At 64.1% G+C, this 19,416-nt stretch carries 18 protein-coding genes, 2 pseudogenes and 1 riboswitch; of the genes and pseudogenes, 6 read left to right on the top strand and 14 right to left on the bottom strand.

What is annotated here, in order from left to right:
• Positions 1–16 precede the first annotated feature (16 nt).
• The 5 genes from phnK to phnG are packed head-to-tail and all read right to left on the bottom strand — an operon-like array spanning position 17 to position 3,868.
• A complete protein-coding gene (phnK, locus tag GR138_RS15785; RefSeq protein WP_160860195.1) occupies positions 17–793 on the bottom strand; it encodes a phosphonate C-P lyase system protein PhnK in 777 nt (258 codons plus the stop codon).
• Positions 790–1,674, bottom strand: a complete 885-nt coding sequence (locus tag GR138_RS15780; RefSeq protein WP_160860194.1) for an alpha-D-ribose 1-methylphosphonate 5-phosphate C-P-lyase PhnJ — start codon at positions 1,672–1,674, stop codon at positions 790–792. Before GR138_RS15780 ends, phnK begins: the two co-directional genes overlap by 4 nt.
• Positions 1,671–2,777 carry a carbon-phosphorus lyase complex subunit gene (locus GR138_RS15775; protein ID WP_160860193.1) on the bottom strand — a complete coding sequence of 369 codons (1,107 nt, stop codon included), beginning with the start codon at positions 2,775–2,777 and terminating at the stop codon, positions 1,671–1,673. Before GR138_RS15775 ends, GR138_RS15780 begins: the two co-directional genes overlap by 4 nt.
• A gap of 3 nt (positions 2,778–2,780) precedes the next feature.
• The gene (phnH, locus tag GR138_RS15770) at positions 2,781–3,389 is read right to left on the bottom strand and encodes a phosphonate C-P lyase system protein PhnH (RefSeq protein WP_160860192.1); all 609 of its coding nucleotides are present in this window, start codon (positions 3,387–3,389) and stop codon (positions 2,781–2,783) included.
• A complete protein-coding gene (gene phnG / locus GR138_RS15765; protein WP_160860191.1) occupies positions 3,389–3,868 on the bottom strand; it encodes a phosphonate C-P lyase system protein PhnG in 480 nt (159 codons plus the stop codon). Before phnG ends, phnH begins: the two co-directional genes overlap by 1 nt.
• A 106-nt stretch (positions 3,869–3,974) precedes the next feature.
• On the opposite strand from phnG, the gene phnF reads away from it, so the two are divergent.
• Positions 3,975–4,703 carry a phosphonate metabolism transcriptional regulator PhnF gene (phnF, locus tag GR138_RS15760; protein WP_160860190.1) on the top strand — a complete coding sequence of 243 codons (729 nt, stop codon included), beginning with the start codon at positions 3,975–3,977 and terminating at the stop codon, positions 4,701–4,703.
• On the opposite strand, the gene GR138_RS15755 is transcribed toward phnF, so the two are convergent.
• From GR138_RS15755 to GR138_RS15725, 7 genes and pseudogenes are all read right to left on the bottom strand, one after another.
• Complete coding sequence (locus tag GR138_RS15755; RefSeq protein ID WP_160860278.1) at positions 4,700–5,482, bottom strand: class I SAM-dependent methyltransferase; 783 nt, start codon at positions 5,480–5,482, stop codon at positions 4,700–4,702. The genes phnF and GR138_RS15755 overlap by 4 nt on opposite strands.
• Positions 5,482–5,934, bottom strand: a complete 453-nt coding sequence (locus GR138_RS15750) for a pseudoazurin (protein WP_160860189.1) — start codon at positions 5,932–5,934, stop codon at positions 5,482–5,484. Before GR138_RS15750 ends, GR138_RS15755 begins: the two co-directional genes overlap by 1 nt.
• On the bottom strand, positions 5,931–6,734 hold the full coding sequence (locus GR138_RS15745) for an ABC transporter ATP-binding protein (protein ID WP_160860188.1): 804 nt from the start codon (positions 6,732–6,734) through the stop codon (positions 5,931–5,933). Before GR138_RS15745 ends, GR138_RS15750 begins: the two co-directional genes overlap by 4 nt.
• On the bottom strand, positions 6,731–7,759 hold the full coding sequence (locus tag GR138_RS15740) for an iron chelate uptake ABC transporter family permease subunit (RefSeq protein ID WP_160860187.1): 1,029 nt from the start codon (positions 7,757–7,759) through the stop codon (positions 6,731–6,733). The genes GR138_RS15745 and GR138_RS15740 overlap by 4 nt, the downstream gene beginning before the upstream one ends.
• Positions 7,756–8,706, bottom strand: a pseudogene (locus GR138_RS15735) (ABC transporter substrate-binding protein); the annotation flags it as partial. The pseudogene GR138_RS15735 and the gene GR138_RS15740, both read right to left, overlap by 4 nt.
• A gap of 279 nt (positions 8,707–8,985) precedes the next feature.
• A riboswitch (cobalamin riboswitch) is annotated at positions 8,986–9,219 on the bottom strand.
• A gap of 34 nt (positions 9,220–9,253) precedes the next feature.
• Complete coding sequence (locus GR138_RS15730; protein WP_160860185.1) at positions 9,254–10,108, bottom strand: MurR/RpiR family transcriptional regulator; 855 nt, start codon at positions 10,106–10,108, stop codon at positions 9,254–9,256.
• 50 nt (positions 10,109–10,158) lie between these two features.
• The gene (locus GR138_RS15725) at positions 10,159–11,229 is read right to left on the bottom strand and encodes a polyamine ABC transporter substrate-binding protein (protein WP_160860184.1); all 1,071 of its coding nucleotides are present in this window, start codon (positions 11,227–11,229) and stop codon (positions 10,159–10,161) included.
• Between the two features lie 163 nt (positions 11,230–11,392).
• Here GR138_RS15725 and GR138_RS15720 point away from each other — a divergent pair, with 163 nt between their 5' ends.
• Genes GR138_RS15720 through GR138_RS15705 form a run of 4 tightly spaced genes read left to right on the top strand, consistent with a single transcriptional unit; the run spans position 11,393 to position 15,344 of the window.
• Positions 11,393–12,475, top strand: a complete 1,083-nt coding sequence (locus GR138_RS15720; RefSeq protein WP_160860183.1) for an ABC transporter ATP-binding protein — start codon at positions 11,393–11,395, stop codon at positions 12,473–12,475.
• Position 12,476: 1 nt separating this feature from the next.
• Complete coding sequence (locus tag GR138_RS15715) at positions 12,477–13,379, top strand: ABC transporter permease (protein WP_160860182.1); 903 nt, start codon at positions 12,477–12,479, stop codon at positions 13,377–13,379.
• Between the two features lie 13 nt (positions 13,380–13,392).
• A complete protein-coding gene (locus GR138_RS15710; RefSeq protein ID WP_160860181.1) occupies positions 13,393–14,223 on the top strand; it encodes an ABC transporter permease in 831 nt (276 codons plus the stop codon).
• Positions 14,224–14,225: 2 nt separating this feature from the next.
• A complete protein-coding gene (locus tag GR138_RS15705; RefSeq protein ID WP_420853655.1) occupies positions 14,226–15,344 on the top strand; it encodes a DmpA family aminopeptidase in 1,119 nt (372 codons plus the stop codon).
• Between the two features lie 30 nt (positions 15,345–15,374).
• Here the strand turns inward: GR138_RS15705 and GR138_RS15700 are convergent, their stop codons facing one another.
• Both GR138_RS15700 and GR138_RS15695 read right to left on the bottom strand, forming a co-directional pair.
• On the bottom strand, positions 15,375–15,746 hold the full coding sequence (locus tag GR138_RS15700; protein WP_160860179.1) for a hypothetical protein: 372 nt from the start codon (positions 15,744–15,746) through the stop codon (positions 15,375–15,377).
• Positions 15,747–15,809: 63 nt separating this feature from the next.
• Positions 15,810–17,222: pseudogene (locus tag GR138_RS15695) on the bottom strand (NAD(P)-dependent oxidoreductase); the annotation flags it as partial.
• 193 nt (positions 17,223–17,415) lie between these two features.
• Here GR138_RS15695 and GR138_RS15690 point away from each other — a divergent pair.
• Positions 17,416–19,416 (top strand): CocE/NonD family hydrolase, encoded by a 2,001-nt coding sequence (locus GR138_RS15690; protein WP_160860177.1) that lies wholly within the window; start codon positions 17,416–17,418, stop codon positions 19,414–19,416.

The following is a 19,416-nucleotide window of genomic DNA, read 5'->3' as shown; positions in this document are numbered from 1 at the left end:
TTTCGGGACCATGCTTTCAGACCTGCAGGATCGAGGAGACGAGGAGCTGGGTATAGGCTTCGCGCGGATCGTCGAGCACACGATCGGTCAGGCCCTGTTCGATGACGAGGCCATCCTTCATCACCATCATGCGGTGCGAGAGCAGACGCGCCACGGCAAGGTCATGCGTGACGATGATCGCCGACAAGCCGAGATCCTGGACGAGGCCGCGCAGCAGGTCGAGCAGGCGGGCCTGTACCGAGACGTCGAGGCCGCCGGTCGGCTCGTCCATGAAGATCAGGCGCGGCGAGGTCACGAGATTGCGGGCGATCTGCAGGCGCTGCCGCATACCGCCGGAAAAGTCGCGCGGCTGGTCATCGATGCGATCGACGCTGATCTCGACGCGGCCGAGCCAGGAGCCGGCCGTCTCGCGAATGTTGCCGTAGTGCCGCTCGCCGACGGCCATCAGCCGCTCGCCGACATTGGCGCCGGCGGAGACCGCCATGCGCAGGCCGTCTGCCGGGTTTTGGTGCACGAAACCCCAGTCGGTGCGCATCAGGAAGCGGCGCTCCGCCTCGCTCATGCGGGAGAGATCGCGCATCTGCCCGTCGCGCATGCGGTATTCGACGGCGCCCGATGTTGGCATCAGGCGCGTGGCGAGGCAGTTGAGCAGTGTCGTCTTGCCGGAGCCGGATTCGCCGACGATCGCCAGCACTTCGCCGGGCCAGAGATCGAAGGAGACATTCTGGCAGCCGATGCGCGCGCCGTAGAATTTGGAGATGTCGCGGACTTTGAGAAGCGGCGTGTCGGTCATTCGGCAGCCTCCTTGTTATAGGCGAGATGGCCACGGTGGCCGTTCGCGCAGCGGTCTTCGCAATGGTCGGTATCCGAGCAGACGAACATCCGCCCGCCCCTGTCATCGAGCACCACTTCGTCGAGATAGACATTCTTCGCGCCGCACAGCGCGCAGGGTTTGTCGAAGGTCTGGATCTCGAAGGGATGATCCTCGAAATCGAGGCTGACGACGTCGGTATAGGGCGGTACGGCGTAGATGCGCTTTTCACGGCCGGCGCCGAAAAGCTGGAGTGCTTCCGAGCGGTGCATCTTCGGATTGTCGAATTTCGGCGTCGGCGACGGGTCCATGACGTAACGGCCCTCGACCTTCACCGGATAGGCATAGGTCGTCGCGATATGGCCGTTCTTGGCGATGTCTTCGTAGAGCTTGACATGCATCAGGCCGTATTCTTCCAGCGCATGCATCTTGCGCGTCTCGGTCTCGCGCGGCTCGAGGAAGCGCAGGGGTTCCGGGATCGGCACCTGATAGACGAGCGTCTGGCCGGCTGTCAGCTTCTCTTCGGGAATGCGGTGACGCGTCTGGATGATCGTCGCCTCGCGGGTCTTCGTCGTCACCGCGACATTCGCCACCTTCTGGAAGAAGGCGCGGATGGAGACGGCATTGGTCGTGTCGTCGGCGCCCTGGTCGATGACCTTCAGCACGTCGTCCGGTCCGAGGATCGCCGCCGTCACCTGCACGCCGCCAGTGCCCCAACCATAGGGCATCGGCATTTCACGACTTGCGAAGGGCACCTGATAACCGGGAATGGCGATCGCTTTTAGGATCGCGCGGCGGATCATGCGCTTGGTCTGCTCGTCGAGATAGGCGAAGTTGTAGGTCGCCAGATCGGTCGTGTTCATTCTGCGGCCTCCGGAAGTTCAGTGCCCACGTTCTGTGCGGCTTCGTATTCGCGTCGCATGCGGCGCACGAGATCGAGTTCCGCCTGGAAATCCACGTAGTGCGGCAGTTTCAGGTGCTCGACGAAGCCGGTCGCCTGCACGTTATCGGAATGGGAGATGACGAATTCCTCGTCCTGCGCAGGCGCCACGATATCCTCGCCGAACTCTTCCGCGCGCAATGCACGGTCGACCAACGACATGGCCATGGCCTTGCGCTCGCTCTGGCCGAAGACCAAGCCATAGCCGCGGGTGAACTGCGGTGGGTTCTTCGCCGAGCCCTTGAACTGGGCGATCATCTGGCATTCGGTTACCTGGATGCGGCCGAGCGAGACGGCGAAGCCGAGCTCCGGCATGTCGAGTTCCACCTCGACCTCGCCGATACGCACTTCACCGACAAAGGGGTGGGTGCGGGCATAGCCGCGTTGGGTGGAATAGCCGAGCGCCAGCAGAAAACCTTCGTCCCCGCGGGCGAGCGCCTGCAGGCGCAGATCGCGGGCCATGGGGAATTCCAGCGGCTCGCGCGTGATGTCGCCAGCGACATGGCCGTCCGGCAGGCTGCCATCGTCCTCGACTAGGCCTTCGCCGGCGAGGATGTCGGAGACGCGCATGATCGGCTCTCCGCCCTCTTCCCGCTCCAGGCCCGCATCGATCGCCTCGTCGCCCAGAAGCGACGGGTCGAGAAGGCGGTGGGTATAGTCGAAGGTCGGGCCGAGAAGCTGGCCGCCCGGCAGGTCCTTGTAGGTCGCCGAGACGCGGCGTTCGATCAGCATCGCGCCCGTCTCGACCGGTAGCGAATAACCAAAACGCGGCAGCGTCGTACGGTAGGCGCGCAGAATGAAGATCGCCTCGATCATGTCGCCGCGCGACTGCCGGATAGCGAGGGCCGCGAGCGCGCGATCATAGAGCGAGGCTTCCGCCATCACGCGATCGACGGCAAGGCCGAGCTGGGCGACGATCTGCTCGATGCCGATGGCCGGCAGCGAACGATCACCCCGGCGGCGGTCCGCGAGAAGGCGGTGGGCGTTGGAGATGGCGGCTTCGCCACCCTTGACGGCAACGTACATAACTTACGCCTCCTTCACGCTGATGATGGTGGTGCGCGGCAGGCAGAGAACCCTGTCGCCGGCCACGAGGATCAGATCGACGCCACGCGGAAATTTCTGCCGGTTCTCCGCCCAGAACTGCGGGAACATATCCGGCAGGCCAACTGGCGCGATCCCCTCCTCGGTGCGGATACCCGGTCCCGTCAGGGCAAGCGGCCGGCCGCCTTCGAAGGATTCGATCTCGACGACGAGCGTTGTCGAGCGATCGGGATATTCTTGCGTGCCCTGTGCGAAGAGGCAGAAATTCGGCAGCATTGCGCCCTTTTCGATAAAGGCGAAGCGGGCGTTCTGGCGCTCATCCGCAATGGCAGCGCCTGCATTGAAGGCGAGCCAGCCGGGCAGCGCGGAGGCGGCAAGGGCGGGCGTGAGCCAGATCGACGTATCGTGATCGCAGAGCGTCAGCGCAACGGCGCCGGCTGCCGGTGTCAGCGGCCTGGGCGGCGTCACGGTCGCAGCGATATCGCCAATCGTGCCGGGGCGGGCCATGCAATCCATCAGCGTCCGGAAGACGGCCTGCGCCTCGAACACCGGCTTCTGAAAACCGCCAGCAAAGGCGAGCGTATCGAGTGACATCAGTCTTCTCCCCGAACCATGGTGAAGAAATCGACGCGGGTCGCCGCCGTCTGGCGGGCCTTTTCAGCGTCTTCTTTGGCAACGCGGGCCGTGACGGCATCGAGCAATGTCGCGGCGGCGGCCTTGTGCGCCGGCTGCTGGAACAGGGCATCGAAGATCGCCGCAAGGCGCGCCTTGGCACCATCCGTACCGAGCGCCTGGCCATGACCGACCGTGCCGTCGTCGAGGCGGATGCTGGCGCGGCTCACCGTCGTCTCGCCGAGATTGAACGGCGCGCCGCCGCCGCCGATACGGCCGCGCACCATGACGAGGCCCGTTTCCGGTCCGCGCACCGGCTGCACGGCCGGCTTGTTGTCGAGCGCGTCGAACGCCGCCTGCAACTCGACCCGGCTCGCCTTGGCGAGCACGCCCATCGCCGTCTGCCTGTCCGCAGCCGCGCCCTTCGCGGCCGCATCGGCAGTTTTCTGAATTGATGCCATTGTCATTTCTCCAAATGTCTATTAATCTAGACAACCGAACATCTAAGTCTTGTCTTAACGGGGGCGAATGACAAGGGTGTGACAGCGTATTCTCGCGGGGGCGAAAATGGTGGAACGGCAATCGGGCGTGGCACTGTGGCGGCAGATCGCGGATCGCATGCGCCTTGCAATCAACAATGGCGATTTCGACGAGACCGGCATGATGCCGCCGGAAACGGTGCTGGCAGCCCGCTTCGGCGTGAACCGTCATACGGTGCGCAGTGCCATGGCGGCTCTCTCGGAAGAAGGCATCGTCCGAGCGATCCAAGGCATCGGCACACGCATCGAGCGGCGTGACCGGCTGCGTTTTCCAATCTCGCGGCGCACGCGCTTTTCGCAGGGCCTCGGCAACCAGACGCGTGATATCGAAGGCAGGATGCTGGAGGCGATGACGGAGGTCGCGCCGACAGCCGTCGCGCAAGCCCTGGGACTGCCGACAGGCACCCTTTGCGTGCGCATGGAAACCGTCAACAGTGCGGATAAGCGCCCGATCTCGCGGGCGACACATTATTTTCCGGCCGAGCGATTTGCCGATATGGGAGGCACCTACGATCGGACGCGCTCCGTCACCGCCGCCTTTCGCGAACTCGGTGTCCCCGACTATGTGCGCCGCTCGACAGAAATATCGGCGATCCACGCGGAGGGCGATGACATCCGTCACCTCAAGCTTTCGCCCGGCGCAATCATCCTCGTCGCGACGGCGGTCAATACGGACCTTGCCGGAACACCGATCCAGTTCTCCCGCACCCGCTTTGCCGCCGACCGCGTCAAGCTGACAGTGGAGCCGGAGGCTTAGGCCGGCTTTCGGCAGCAGAGGATGAAGCGGCGATAGAGCAGCGTTCGCAGCCTGTTGCGCAGGTCGGCCGTGCGCCGCTGAGCCTTGGCGATCGAAGCATGCGAGCCGATCGTCATATCGCGGAAGCCGGCCGTTTCGAGCAGCGGCAAGACCCGGTCGACCGTCAGCCCGTCGCCGAAGGGCAGCCGCGCCATGATGTTGGCATGCCGGTCGCTCATTGCGCCGTCATAGTGGGGATCCGTGCCAACGAGGCGATCGAGAACCGCGATAGCCCGGCTGGCCAGCCGGCCGAGCGGGGTGGGTGCCGCCCAGTCGCCATCGAAGAACAGCAGCGTGCCGCCGGGCTTCAGCATGCGGTACCATTCGGCAAAGGCTTGCGCTGGTGTCGTCAGCGTCCAGACGAGATGACGGCAGACAATCGCGTCATAGCTCTCATCCGGTTCCATCGGGTTTTCCGCATCGGCAAGCAGGAAACGCAGCCCTTTTGCGTCCGCGTGTTTCTTGCGCGCAACCGCCAGCATCGCCTCGGAAAAATCGAGCGCCGTCACCTCGTGGCCGAGCGAGAGCAACAGGCGCGTCACCTCCCCCGTGCCGCAGGCCAACTCCAGCACGCGACGTGGCTCCGGGCCGAGCCGTTCGCGGATCGCCGCCGCCCAGGCGTCGAATTCCGGTCCCTGCGGAATGCGGTGCCCGAAGGCAAGGTCGAAGGTTTCCGAGCGGCGCGACCAGTAATCCCGGATGTCTTCCTTGAGATCGGTGTTGGGAAGCGTACCGTGCATCATTTGCCCTCACCCGCATCGATGCGGGCAAAGATGTCGTCGAAACGCGGCCGGGCGCGGGCCGGCACGTCAACTGTACGGATCGCGTCCGTCAACGCTGCCTCGCCCACCTTCACCAGCATGACCATGCCCATGCCGAAATGCGGCGAGCACTTGATGCCGTAGTAGCCGGGCTGGTCGAAAGTGACCTCGATCTCCTCGTTGATCTTGCCCTTGAAACCCGCATAACCTTCCGGAACCATGCCGTCGATGCTCGCGGCGTTGTGGCTTTTGTGGGTGGCGATGAACTTGATGCTGTCACCGGGCTTGAGCGCTAGGAAATCCGGCTCGAACACCATCGAGCCCCTTTCACCACGGTTGCGCATCTCGACCTTGAACGTCTCTGCCGCAGCGGACGCACCGGCGAGGAGAGAAACCACAAGGGCAACGGCGATCATGGAAAGCGTTTTCATCTTGCCTCTGCAACGAGCTTGAGTTTGGCCGGCCGTGGATCGGGGCGGCGATAGCGGATGAAGCAGCCGCCGGCGCTGTCGCGCTCGACATCGACGGTGATGCCGAAGACGTCGGCCAGGCGCTGCGGCTCCAGCACCTTGGCGGGCGTGCCGAGGGCGACGATGTGGCCTCCCTGCATGACGGCGATGCGGTCGCAGAACATGGCAGCGTGGTTGAGATCGTGAAGCGCTGCGACCACGGTCAATTCCTGTTCGCGGACCAGCTGGAGCAGGCCGATCTGGTGGCCGATGTCGAGATGGTTGGTCGGCTCGTCGAGCAGCAGGATTGGCGACTGCTGGGCAAGCGCGCGGCCGATATGCAGCCGTTGCCGCTCGCCGCCGGACAGCGTGTGCCAGAGCCGGCCGGCGAAATGCGTCATGTCGACCTCTTCCAGCGCCCGGTCGACAACGGCGTCATCCGCCTTAGACCAGGGCGTCAGCGCACCGAGATGCGGCGTGCGGCCGAGTTCGACGGCCTGCCTTGCCGTGATGCGTTCCGTGGTTTCCGCCTGCTGCTCGACGAAGGCGATACGGCGGGCGATCGCCTGCCGGCCGTGTGCCAGCAACGGTTTGTCATCCAGCATCACCTCACCGCGTTGCGGCTTGCGGATACCGGCAAGCAGCGCCATCAGGCTGGTCTTGCCGGACCCGTTCGGGCCGATGATGCCGAGGAACTCGCCGGGGCGCACATCGAGCGAAACATCAGACAGGATGGCTGCGCCCCCAACCGACCAGTAAATTCCGTTCGCTGCCAATGTCATAGCGCCGATCTCCTCTGGCTTAGGATGAGCGCAAAGGCGGGTGCGCCGAACAGTGCCGTGATGACGCCGATGGGCAGCACCTGGCCGGGGATGATCACGCGCGACAGCACATCGGCCGCGATCATGAAGATGGCGCCGATCAGCGCCGAGGCCGGCAGCAGCAGACCGTGACGCACGCCGACGACCATGCGCGCAGCATGGGGAATGACGAGGCCGACGAAGCCGATCGAGCCGACGATGGAGACCATGACGGCGGTCATCAGCGCGGAGATGGCGATCAATACGACATAGACGCGGCGCACCGGAATACCGAGGGACGCGGCCGATTCCGTGCCGAAGGTGAAGGCATCGAGCGCACGGGCATGCAAGAGGCAGACGAGCAGACCGAGGATCGCTACCGGCAGCGCCAGCCAGACATCCGGCCAGCGCACACCGGAAAGATTGCCGAGCAGCCAGAACATGATGCCGCGCGCCTGTTCGGCATTGGCCGCCTTGGTGACGATGAAGGAGGTGAGCGCGTTGAAGAGTTGCGAGCCGGCGACACCGGCCAGAATGATCGCGCTGGTGCCGCGGCCGGCGCGCACGGCCAGCACACTCACCAGACCGAAAGCGACGAGCGCACCGATGAAGGCACCGATCGGCAGCGTCAGCATGCCAGCACCGATGCCCAGGATCGCGACGGCGACGGCACCCGTGGAGGCGCCAGCCGAGATGCCGAGAATGTACGGGTCGGCGAGCGCATTGCGCAGCAGCGATTGCAGGATGACGCCGGACAGCGCCAGCGCCGAGCCGCAGCAGGCGGCGACCACGGCGCGGCTCAGTCGGTAGTTCCAGATGATGCCCTCGTCGATCGGTTCCAGCGCATAACCCGCCTGCCAGAGGCGGTTCGCCACGGTCTTTGCCACGACATCGAGCGGGATCGCGGTCTCGCCGACCGCCGCGCCCACGCCGAGCGCGACGAGCAACAGCACGAGCGCCGCGAGAGCGGCGCCCGTTCGGAGCAAGAGGGGGCGGTCCGCCGTCACTTGGCGAGACCAGCCTTTTCGACCGCATCCGCGAGCACTTCGATGCCCTCGATGGTGCGGATCGTCGGGTTCATTGCCTGCGCATCCATGTCGACGACATAACCGTTCTTGACGGCCGGCATCAGGCTGGCGACCGGGTCCTCCTTGAGGAAGGTGTGCTTGACGGCGACGTCGTCCGCCGGGAAGCGACGGCGTTCCATCTTGCCGGCGACGATGATCGTCGGATCAGCCTTGGCGACCGTTTCCCAGCCGACCGTCGGCCATTCCTCGTCACTCTCGATGACGTTTCTGATGCCGAGGGCGGACATGATGTATCCGGGTGCGCCGTTACGGCCGGCGACGTAGGGGTCGATGTCGAGTTCGGCGCTGGAGAACCAGAAGACGGCGGAGAGCTTGCCATCGGCCGACGCGATCTTCTTGCGGGCCGCATCCTCGCGCGCCTTGAGTTCGGCGACGACCTTCTCGCCCTGATCCTGTACATTGAAGATCTGCGCCAATTCGCTGATTTCCTTGTATATCAGGTCCATGGTGAAGACCGTCTTGCGCACACCGTCACCGCCACCGGAGTTGTCCTTGCCGATGCAATCGGCTGGCGAGGTGTAGACGGGAATCTTCAGTTCCTCGAATTGCTCCGGCGTTGCGACGATGCCTTCCGGGCCGACGTGCCACTGGAACTGCGCGGTCACGAGATCCGGCTTCTTGGCGACAACATTCTCGAAGCTCGGATCGTTGTCGGCAAGGCGCTCGACCTTGGCGTTGGCCTCCTCATAGCCGGCAAGAACCGGGCCGATCCACACGGCCGTGCCGACCATGCGGTCGCCAACGCCGAGCAGATAGAGGATTTCGGTGGAGCTCTGGCCGAGCGAAACGGCACGCTCCGGCGCTTTCTCGAACGTGACCTGACGGCCGCAATTTTCAAAAGTCAGCGGATATTGGGTTTCGGCGGCCTCGGCCGTCGTGGAGGACAAGACCAGCGCGGCCGTGCCGGCGACGAGCGAAAGCAGGGTTGCGGCGCGCGGGGCCGCAGTGAAGAGGGTCATGGATGTCTCCCGAATGATAGAAGCGCCCGCAGGGCGCGCGACGACACGACAGCAGGCGAAGCCTAGCCGGCGCACCAACAACAGGAGCGGGCCGCATTCGGTTGGGAGAAAACGAGCGGATGTCTGCCGGGTGCGGCAGTGAGAATCGTCATGGCGTCTCCGTTCCGGGCATCCCCGCCCGTGACTTGGATTGTTGCTATGACGGCAGGTCTCCTGGCTCACGGATATCTGCTGCCTGTCTGCCTTCCCGCGGGTAAAGCCGCAGTGGCATGACGCGTAAACGCGTCCGGGGACAGGCGGCAATCCGCCTACAGTTGCGGGGGCAGCCACGGAATGGGTCCCTGTTGGGTCGTCCGCACCGTGTTCCCTATTAATCCCCTGGGAGTCATCCGTCAGGGAACCGTCATGTCCTCCTTAGTCCGGAGCACTCGGCAGCGTCAAGGCGCGACGGTCATCAAGTCTCGAAATCCCCGAAGACATCCTGCAGGCGGGTCAGCGTATCGACGCGCTCGCTCACCGCCTCGCCCATCACGACGATGATATTGCTGAGCATGAGGTCCATAACGGCCGTCATGGTGGCGGCACCATCCCAGAGCGGGCCATGGGAGCCGGGCACGACGAGGCAGATATCCGAGACCTCCGGTCCCCAGGGGCAGAACTCATCGGTCAGCAGCACGACCTTGACGCCCGCGCGCCGCGCCTCCAGCGCCAGCGGCCGCGCCTTGGCGGCGAAGCGGCGCACGTCGTGCAGGAAAAGCAGTCGCCCCTCAACGGAACCGTCGAGCACTTCGGCATAGGTGCCATTGACGCCATCGACGAACTGCACACGCGGACGGGTATAGGAAAGCTGGCTTGCGAAATACTGGGCGATGCCGCGCACATTCTGGTAGGCGGCGACATAGACCTCGCTTGCGCCGACGAGCGCCTCGATCGTCTGCTGCCATTCCGGCGCGGTGGTGATTTCGTAGATCTGGCCGAGATTGTCGATCTGCTGCTGGATAAGGCCGGCAAGCAGCTTGCCTTCCTTGCGGTCCTGCTCCAGCCGGTCGACCTGACCCTTGACCTGCCAGGCCGGATTGGAACTGCCGCGCCGCAGTTCACCCTTCAGCTCGTCGAGACCGTCGAAGCCCATGCGGCGCAGATAGCGACCGACGGTCATCGGCGAGAGTTCGAGTCGCTGGGCGATGGACCGCGCCGTCTCGAAAGGCAGATCGGCGATATTGCGCTCGATGTAGTTGGCGATCAGCTTGTCGGACTTGGACCGCCGGAGGTCATCGGACTGAACGAGTTTCAGAATGTGTTTCGACACGTCGCCCCTCCTCGAAGCCCGCCCATCCGGAGACAGGCGGGCCAGCGCCTCTACTGCGCAGTCTTCACCTTCGTCCAGACACGATCCAGCTGGCGCAGCGCGGGCCCCAGGTCCTCGAAGATCTGGAGACGCGCCATCGTTTCCGCCGGCGGATTGATCTCCTTGCTATTCTTGATCTTTTCCGGGGTCAATTCCCGTGCCGGAACGTTGGCCGTGCCGTTTGTCTGCTGCGAGACGTTGAGCGCGACGATCTCGGGGCGCGTGTAGAACTGGAGGAATTTTATGGCGTTTTCCTTGTTCGGCGCGCTCTTCAGCACGCAGGCATCCTCCTGGTACATCGTCGCGCCCTCTTCCGGGATCACGTAGCCGAGATCCTTCTCATTGCCGAAGACATCGACCATGGCGCCGACGAAGAAATGGCCGGCCGCCACGTCACCCGACTGCACCATCGGGCGCGTGTCATAGGTGAAGGCCGCGACGTCGGGCTTCATGGCGATGATCGTATCCGCCGCCTGCTGCAATTCGGCCGGATCGGTCGAGTTGATCTTGTGGCCGTTCAGCATGAGGCCGACGGCCAGCACCTCGCGCATGTCGTCGAGCAGCGTGAACTTCAGCCCCTTCGCCTTGACCGTTTCGATCAGGTCCTTCCATCCGGTGATATCCTTGCCGAGGATCGTGCGATTGTAGAAGATGCCGACCGAACCCCACGCATAGGGCAGGCAATATTCGCCCTTCGGATCGCTTTTCGCGCGCAGGAAGGCGGGATCGATGTTCTTGAAGCCTTCATAGGTGTTGATGTCTGTCTTCTCGAGCAGGTCGAGCTTGGCCATGATGTCCTGCATGTGCACCGACGGAAAGACGACGTCATAGCCCGTGGCGCCGCCCTGGATTTTCGCCAGCATTTCCTCGTTGGAGGAATAGGTCGAGAGATTGACCTTGATCTGGGTCTCCTCCTCGAACTTCTTCAGGACCTCCGGATTGATGTATTCGCCCCAGTTGTAAACGTTGAGTTCGGCGGCACCCGCCATGCTTGCACCTGCCACGAGGGCGGCAAGCGAGAGAGCGGTACTGCACGCCAGAGCGCGAAGACCGGATGCACCGGCACGATCAAATTTTGTCATCGATAGTCTCCTCTGGTGGTTTGGCCCGTCGAGGCCCCGGCGCTTTCCTTTGCGCCGCCTGTTCCCGTCCCGGCTTCTGTCGGCCGTTGACTTGGATGCGTAAATGGTATCCAGATATCCAAATCGCACAAGCGTTATTTTTATAACATAATGGGGAACGACGATGCGAGATTCCATAGTCCGCCTGGAGAAGGCGGCGAAAGCCTTTGCCACGCCCGAAGGCCATACCGTCACGGCGCTCGACGCGATCGACCTCGATGTCTCGCGCAACGAATTCCTGACGCTGCTCGGGCCGTCCGGCTGCGGCAAGACCACGTTGCTCCAGGCGATCAGCGGCTTCGTCGAGCTCGATGCCGGTCGCATCCTGATCGACGGCGAAGACATCACCGACCGGCCGCCCTATCGCCGCCCGGTCAATACCGTCTTCCAGAACTACGCTCTGTTCCCGCATATGACGGTCGGCGAAAACACTGCCTATGCCTTGGAAGTTGCCGGTGTCGCGAAGGCGGAGCGCACCAAACGCGTCGCCGACGCGTTGCGCATGGTCGGCCTCCAAGGCATGGAGGGCCGCAAGCCGCGGCAACTGTCCGGCGGCCAGCAACAGCGCGTGGCGCTCGCCCGTGCGATCATCGCGCGCCCGAAACTGCTGCTGCTCGACGAGCCGTTATCCGCGCTGGACAAGAACCTGCGCCAGGCCATGCAAATCGAGCTGAAGACGCTCCAGCACGAGCTCGGCATCTCCTTCATCTTCGTCACGCACGACCAGCAGGAGGCGCTGACCATGTCGGATCGTGTCGCCGTGCTCTCCGGCGGCCGCATCCAGCAGCTCGACACGCCGCGCGCCATCTACGACCAGCCGAAGAACAGTTTCGTCGCCACCTTCGTCGGAGCGAGCAACCTCTTCGAGGGCGAAGCGATCGGCGGGCAGTTGCTCACGGCCGACGGTCTCTCCATCACGCATGCCAAGGTGCAAACGACGGGCACCGCAACAGCCCTCATCCGCCCGGAGCAGTTCTTTATCGCCCAGCCGGACGATGCCGCGCCGAGCCTCGATGTCGACCTCGAACAGATCGTCTTTGTCGGCTCCACCTTCGAACTGTTCGGCCGCACCGCCGCAGGCCGCCGCGTCATCGCGGAAATCCCGGCGACCCGCCGCAATCTCGTCGGCGAGATCGAGCAGTCGCGCCGCGCGCGCCTCGCCTATGATCCGGCAGCCGTGCACCTCATTCCGGCGGAGGCGGCCTGACATGTCATCGATTGCGCTTCGCCGCCGCGCCCAGCTCGGCCTGCTGCTCGGGCCGGTCTCGCTGTTCCTCGCCGTCTTCTTCCTCGGCCCGCTCGCCATCATGATCGTGACGAGCTTTCTGGCACCCGGCCTTTATGGCGGCGTGGAATGGACCTGGTATCCGCACAATTACGGTCGCATCCTCGGCTTCGCCGATCCGATGTTCGAGGATTTCGACCCGGTCTATATCGCGATTTTTTTACGTTCGCTGAAGATCGCTGCACTGACCGTCATCGCCACGCTCATCGTCTGCTATCCGGCCGCCTTCTGCATAAGCCGGCTTTCCGAGCGCTGGAAGAACTTTTGCCTCTTCCTCATCACACTGCCCTTCTTCACCAGCCTCATCGTGCGGCTGTTCATCTGGGTGCTGATCCTGCGCCAGACCGGTCTCGTGAATTCGGTGCTGCTGAACACCGGCGTCATCGCCCGGCCGCTGGAACTGATCTATACCGACGGGGCGATCATCCTCGGCATGGTCTATATCTTCATCCCGTTCATGTTCATGCCGGTCTATGCCAGCGTCGAAAAGCTCGACTGGACGCTGGTGCGCGCCTCGCTCGATCTCGGCGCCGGGCCAATCCGAACCTTTCTGCGCATCATTCTGCCGCTGACCGCACCCGGCATTGCCGGTGGCGCGGTGATCGTCTTCATCCCGGCGCTCGGCAATTTCGTCGTGCCAGCCATCCTTGGCGGCGCCAAGGTGATGATGCTCGGCAACCTCATCGAGCAGCAGTTCCTCGCCGCGCGTAACTGGCCGTTCGGTTCGGCGCTCGCCATGATGGTGATGGCCGTCATGCTGGTTCTGCTTTTCGTCTATGTCATCGTGTCCGGCCGCCGCGGCATCGATGCCGCGACCGGGCGCTGAGGGAGGACTGTCCATGAAGATTTTGGCCTCCCTCGCCCGCGGCAGCCTCATCGGCTACACCGCGCTGTTCTTCGCCTTCATCTACATCCCGCTGGTGCTGATCGCGGTCTATTCGTTCAATTCCAACCCGATCAACATGATGACCTGGACGGGTTTCACCACCGATTGGTACGCCCAGGTCCTCGGCTTCAAGACGGCGATTTCGGAAAGCGCGCTTTATATCGAATCGACCGACCAGCTCGTGCAGGCCGTCTGGAACAGCCTGATGATCGCCACCTCCACGACGACCATCGCCACCGTGCTCGGCACGGCAATCGCCATCGCGCTCTATCGCTTCGATTTCTTCGGCCGGCGCTTCTACCGCGTCGTCATGTTCATGCCGATGCTGATGCCGGATATCGTGCTCGGCATCGCGCTGCTGATCTTCTTCGTCAATGCCGGCGTCAATCTCGGGCTGACGACGATCATCATCGGCCAGTGCACCTTCCTGATCTCCTATGTCTTCATCGTCGTCTCCGCCCGGCTCGCCGGCATGGATCGCACGCTGGAACACGCCTCGGCCGACCTCGGCGCCAATGAGTGGACAACCTTTCGCAGGGTGGTGTTTCCGCAGCTCCTGCCCGGCATCGTCGGCGGTGCGCTGCTCGCCTTCATCATCTCGATGGACGACCTGGTCATCACCTACTTCATCGCCGGCGTCGATGTGACGACCCTGCCGATGTTCATCTTCGCCATGCTCCGGCGCGGCATCAAGCCGGAGATCAACGCCATCGCGGTGATGATGCTGACCTTCTCCTTCGTCATCGCCTCGCTCGGCCTCTACCTTCGCTCCCGGCAGAAATGACCATGACCCAGACGACGAAACCCCGCGCCCGGGCCCTCGGCCTGCCCTTCACCGGCCGCACCGGCCCCCTCAACGCCATCACCGATGTCGATGGCCTCGCCGTCGGTTTCCGCACCATTCAGGAAGAGACACCGCGACCGGGCCGCAAGCTGCCGGTGCGCACCGGCGTCACCGCCATCCTTCCACATGCCGACAGCGAGACGCCGGTCCCTGTCTATGCGGGCGTGCACCGTTTCAACGGCAATGGCGAGATGACCGGCACGCACTGGATCGAGGACGGCGGCACCTTTCTCGGCCCGGTGATGATCACCAACACCCACGGCGTCGGTATCACCCATCATACGACGACCCGCTGGATGCTGGAGCGCTATGCCTCGACCTACGAGGTCGGCGATTTTCTCTGGCTCATGCCTGTCATCGCCGAGACCTATGACGGCGTGCTGAACGACATCAATGGCCTGCCGGTCACGGAAGCGGATGTGCGTACCGCGCTGGAAAACCTATCGCGCGGCCCCGTCTCGGAGGGCAATTGCGGTGGCGGCACGGGCATGATCACCTATGGCTTCAAGGGTGGCACCGGCACGACATCGCGCGTCGTTTCCTTGGGCGGCAAGGACTATACGATCGGCACGCTCGTTCAGGCCAACCACGGCCAGCGCGACTGGCTGACGATCTGCGGCGTGCCCGTCGGAAAACATCTTCAGGACAACACACCACAAAGCCAGCTTAAGGAGCGCGGCTCGATCATCGTTGTCATCGCCACGGATCTGCCGATGGCGCCGCATCAGTTGAAGCGCCTCGCCCGCCGCGCCGCCATTGGTATCGGCCGCAACGGCACGCCCGGCGGCAACAATTCCGGCGATATCTTCCTCGCCTTCTCGACGGCCAATCCGCAGCCTATGACGCACAAGGCCCCGGCCATGCTCAGCCTCGACATTATCAACGACGAACATCTCGACCCGGTCTATCTGGCGGCGGTGGAGAGCGTGGAAGAGGCGGTGGTCAATGCCATGCTGGCGGCGGAGGATAGTGGCGGCACGCCGCATGACCGCTTCCGCATCGATGCGATCAAACACGATCAGCTGATGGCCGTCATGCAGCAATACGGCCGGCCTCTCTAAGAGGCCGACCGTCGCTCGCGTTTCAGTCGTTTAGTTGGCCGTTCCGTCCGGCGTGACGCTCTGGCTGTCACCGCCCGAACCGGACTGCGCGGTCGGATCGCGATCCGTCGGAACGACTTCGTTGCCGCCTGGAACCGTATTGTCGATCGTATCCTGCGTCGGCGTGCCGCCTGATGTGGAAGAGGTCTGAGACGCATCGACCGGGTCGGCGGGATCGCTCTGCTCACCCCAGATCTCGACACCACCCCAGACGAGGAGCGCGAGCGCAAGGCTGATGCCGAGCACCTTCAGCACTGGCCGGCCCAGACCGCCCTGACGGCTTTCCTGCGCTGCATAGTGCTTGCGGGCGGGATCATGGGTGCGGCTCAGCGGGTCGCCGCGTTCGTCTTGCTGATGGGTCATGGCGTGCACTCCCTGATATCGCGTCAGGGAAGGAACTTGTGGTGCGCGCGAAAGTTCCTCGCCCTAGCCGCCCGCCGGCCCATCCAGACCAAGCGCGTCGATCAGGCGGCGCTGACGCAGCAGCAAATGGGTGAGCGCGGCCACGTCGCCATCGGCCGGCTGATGCGTCATGCCCTCATCCACCGCTTCCACGATGGCCTCGAGCGTATCGGCGATCTCGCGGGAAATGTCGTGCAGTTCCGCAAAACGCGGATCAACGGCCGCTGCCGCCAGCGTGGCGGTCGTGAGACGCCCGATGCCATGCGGCACCTTTGCGCCTGCATCAACATAGCCTTCAGGCAGAGCGCCCTTCAGATTGGTGACGCGACGATGGCGGATGGCGTCGATCATCTGGTCGACGGCCTGGCAGGCACCCGCCACCCGCGACGGATGATCCGTATCGGCCGCCGCATGCGGCAGCAATTCGAGCTTGCCGGGATGGCGCTCGGCGAGTTTGAGATAGGGCTGCATGGGGCCGCTCAGGACGCCGCTCGTCGTGTTCTTGAAGAGGTCGGCGTCGATGGCGGCGTGGCGCACCTGTCCCGAGGCGATCGCCCGGTCGAGGGCGCTCACATCCACCACCTCGCCGCGATCGTAGTTCACCACGACAGCGCCCCGGTTCATCGCCGACAGCACCGCCTCGCCGACGATGCCCGCATTGGCGTAGGTGTGGCTCTCCGCATCGAGCCGGCCGAGGCCGACATGGGCGGAGAGCACGTCGGCACCCGTTGCTGCCTCCACCGGCGTCTGCGCATAGCCAAAACCCTCGGCCTCGATCCATTGCCGGTGTTTGGCACGGGCATAGACCACGACGTCCATGCCGAAGGCGCGGCCGAGTTTCGCCACTTCGCGGCCGATATTGCCGTACCCCAGCACCGCCATGCGGCGACCTTCGAGCTTGGCGGTCGGGTAAGACTTGAGGTCGCGGCCGGTATCGAAATCACCCGCAGCAACGCGCTGATGCAGGAGATCGACCGGGAGATCGGGCGTGACCTTCAAAATAGCTTTCATCACCATCTGCGCCGTCGCGCGACTGTTGATGCCGGGCGTGTTCATCAACGGCGCAGCACCGCCTTCGCCGTCGCCACCACCCCAGGAGGCCGAGCCCATATTGCCGGTACCGGCACCGATACGCACGCCGCCAAGCGGGAAGATCGCCTGTTTGGGAATGAAGGTCGCGGCGGCGATCAGCGCATCGTACCGGCCATCGGCCGTCTGTGCGATGATCTCGACCTCGGCGCTGAGATCGGGAGCGTAGAAGAAGTGGATGCCCGGCGGCAGCGTTTCGCGCTGATAGCCGCCGTCATGGAAGACGCCGCCCCGCGCCTCGACATGGGCCTTAACCTCGCTGGGATCGGGCTTGCCCTCCGCATCGAAGCGCAGACCGACGAGATCTGCGATCAGGATCCGATAGGCACGCTGCGGCTCATCCGACCGCCCGCCGTCGTTTGAATCCGCTTGTTGATCCTGCATGGCACCCCTCCCTGCTCGTCCCTCATTTTCGTAAGCGAGTTTTTCGGACCGGGCAAGCGGCGGCGACGCCACGCAAAAGCGACACGGCACGTCAAAACCATCGTATTGCCCGCCCGTTACGCGCCCTCCATAAAGAGGTGCCTGAAGAGGATTGCCCATGACATCTCGCACCTTCACCGTCATCGAAAACCAGTGGATCACGCTTGCCGATGGAACGCGGCTTGCCGCACGCATCTGGATGCCGCACGGCGCGGAACAGGATCCCGTGCCCGCCGTCTTCGAATTCCTGCCCTACCGCAAGCGCGACGGAACGAGCCCACGCGATGAATCGACCTATCCGGTCTTCGCCGCCGCGGGCATTGCCGGCGTGCGCGTCGACATCCGCGGTTCGGGCGAGTCCGACGGCGTCATCGATGGCGAATATACGCCGCTGGAGCTCGCCAATGCCTGCGAGCTCATTGCCTGGATCGCGGCGCAACCCTGGTCGAACGGTTCGGTGGGCATGATGGGCATCTCCTGGGGTGGCTTCAACTGCCTGCAAGTCGCGGCGCTCAAGCCTCCCGCCCTGAAGGCCGTCATCTCTATCGCCTCCACCGTCGACCGCTACAACGACGATATCCATTACAAAAACGGCACACACCTTTCCGCGCAGCTTTCCTGGGCGGCGACGATGCTCGCCTATCAATCCCGTTCGCCCGATCCGGAGATCGTCGGCGACCGCTGGAAGGACATGTGGCTGGAGCGGTTGGAAAACGAACCCTTCTTCCTGGAGGAATGGTTGCAACACCAGCGACGCGACGCCTTCTGGAAACACGGTTCCATTTGTGAGGATTTCGCGGGTTTCCCCGTGCCCGCCCTTGTCATCGCCGGCTGGGCGGACGGGTATCGCAGCACGCCGCTGAAGGCGGTCGAGGGGCTTGGCGACAAGGCCAAGGCGCTGATCGGGCCATGGGTCCATAAATATCCGCATTTTGCCTGGCCGAAGCCGCGCATGGATTTTCATGGCCAGGCCATCGCCTGGTGGAACCGCTGGCTGCGCGGCGAGCAAAACGGGGCAGAGAACATCCCACAGGTGCGCGCCTATATCCAGGACGCCGCCCGTCCCGCTCTACGGCGCGCAGTCGATCCCGGTTTCTGGATCGCCAAGGACAGATGGGCGGCGCCGGACATGGCGACCTTCTACGTGGAGCAGTACGGCACGCTTACGCCCGGAATGCCGATTGCCGGCGCGTGCGGTCATGACCGCTACCTGAAATCGCCGCTCGATACCGGCATCATGGCCGGCGAGTGGTTCACGCTGAAGCCGGATGCCGAGATGGCGCTCGACCAACGCCTCGACGATGCCGGCTCACTCGTCATCGAGACGCCGCCGCTCACCGAGCCCCAGGACTTCCTCGGTCAGCCAGTGCTGGAAGTCGATCTTTCGACGGAGGCGGAAATCGGCAACCTCTGCGCCCGCCTCGTCGATGTGCACCCGGACGGCACCGCGACGCGCGTGACCTTCGGCGTCGTCAACCTTGCGCACCGCGATGGCAATGCCGATCCTAAAGCCATGCCGAGAGGCGAGAAGACGCGCATCCGCCTGGTGCTCGACGCGATGGGCTACCGTTTCCGCGCCGGCCATCGCATCCGCCTGTCGCTCTCGACCGCCTATTGGCCAATGGTGCTGCCACCGCCGACGGATGCCGGCGTGACGATCGATCTCGCATCGCTCGGCCTCGCCCTGCCGAAGCTCGGCGCGCATCAGGTCGTTGCGATCCCGGAACCGACAAATCCCGATCCGCTGCCGAAATATACCGAACTCGCCCCCGGCGAGACCGCCCGTGGCGTGGAACGCGATCTCACGAACGGCCTGACGGAATATTCGATCTACGAGGATACCGGCCTCTTCGAACATCCGGGCACGGGGTTGGCCACGCGGCAGGTGCGCGACGAACTCTGGTCGATCGCGCAAGACGACCCGCTGTCGATGACCGGCACCTCCGTCTGGACCTGCGACATGCAGCGTCCCGGCTGGTTCGTCCGCACGGTTTCGACGGCAACCATCGCCTGCACGGCGACGGACTGGCTGATCTCGGCCTCCGTCCGGGCTTTCGAGGGTGACGCGCAGATTTTCGAGAAGACGTTCGAGAAGGCGGTGCCGCGCGACTTCATGTAG

It is taken from the genome of Shinella kummerowiae (genome assembly GCF_009827055.1).
Taxonomy (GTDB): Bacteria; Pseudomonadota; Alphaproteobacteria; order Rhizobiales; family Rhizobiaceae; genus Shinella; species Shinella kummerowiae.
The sequence above is the reverse complement of the archived record's forward strand: the minus strand, read 5'-3'. Positions and strand labels throughout refer to the sequence as shown.

Excerpts from the sequence above, each read along its gene's own strand:
- phnK (WP_160860195.1), bottom strand. The coding sequence starts at position 793 with ATGACCGACACGCCGCTTCTCAAAGTCCGCGACATCTCCAAATTCTAC.
- GR138_RS15780 (WP_160860194.1), bottom strand. The coding sequence starts at position 1,674 with ATGAACACGACCGATCTGGCGACCTACAACTTCGCCTATCTCGACGAG.
- GR138_RS15775 (WP_160860193.1), bottom strand. The coding sequence starts at position 2,777 with ATGTACGTTGCCGTCAAGGGTGGCGAAGCCGCCATCTCCAACGCCCAC.
- phnH (WP_160860192.1), bottom strand. The coding sequence starts at position 3,389 with ATGTCACTCGATACGCTCGCCTTTGCTGGCGGTTTTCAGAAGCCGGTG.
- phnG (WP_160860191.1), bottom strand. The coding sequence starts at position 3,868 with ATGGCATCAATTCAGAAAACTGCCGATGCGGCCGCGAAGGGCGCGGCT.
- phnF (WP_160860190.1), top strand. The coding sequence starts at position 3,975 with ATGGTGGAACGGCAATCGGGCGTGGCACTGTGGCGGCAGATCGCGGAT.
- GR138_RS15755 (WP_160860278.1), bottom strand. The coding sequence starts at position 5,482 with ATGCACGGTACGCTTCCCAACACCGATCTCAAGGAAGACATCCGGGAT.
- GR138_RS15750 (WP_160860189.1), bottom strand. The coding sequence starts at position 5,934 with ATGAAAACGCTTTCCATGATCGCCGTTGCCCTTGTGGTTTCTCTCCTC.
- GR138_RS15745 (WP_160860188.1), bottom strand. The coding sequence starts at position 6,734 with ATGACATTGGCAGCGAACGGAATTTACTGGTCGGTTGGGGGCGCAGCC.
- GR138_RS15725 (WP_160860184.1), bottom strand. The coding sequence starts at position 11,229 with ATGACAAAATTTGATCGTGCCGGTGCATCCGGTCTTCGCGCTCTGGCG.
- GR138_RS15720 (WP_160860183.1), top strand. The coding sequence starts at position 11,393 with ATGCGAGATTCCATAGTCCGCCTGGAGAAGGCGGCGAAAGCCTTTGCC.
- GR138_RS15715 (WP_160860182.1), top strand. The coding sequence starts at position 12,477 with ATGTCATCGATTGCGCTTCGCCGCCGCGCCCAGCTCGGCCTGCTGCTC.
- GR138_RS15710 (WP_160860181.1), top strand. The coding sequence starts at position 13,393 with ATGAAGATTTTGGCCTCCCTCGCCCGCGGCAGCCTCATCGGCTACACC.
- GR138_RS15705 (WP_420853655.1), top strand. The coding sequence starts at position 14,226 with ATGACCCAGACGACGAAACCCCGCGCCCGGGCCCTCGGCCTGCCCTTC.
- GR138_RS15700 (WP_160860179.1), bottom strand. The coding sequence starts at position 15,746 with ATGACCCATCAGCAAGACGAACGCGGCGACCCGCTGAGCCGCACCCAT.
- GR138_RS15690 (WP_160860177.1), top strand. The coding sequence starts at position 17,416 with ATGACATCTCGCACCTTCACCGTCATCGAAAACCAGTGGATCACGCTT.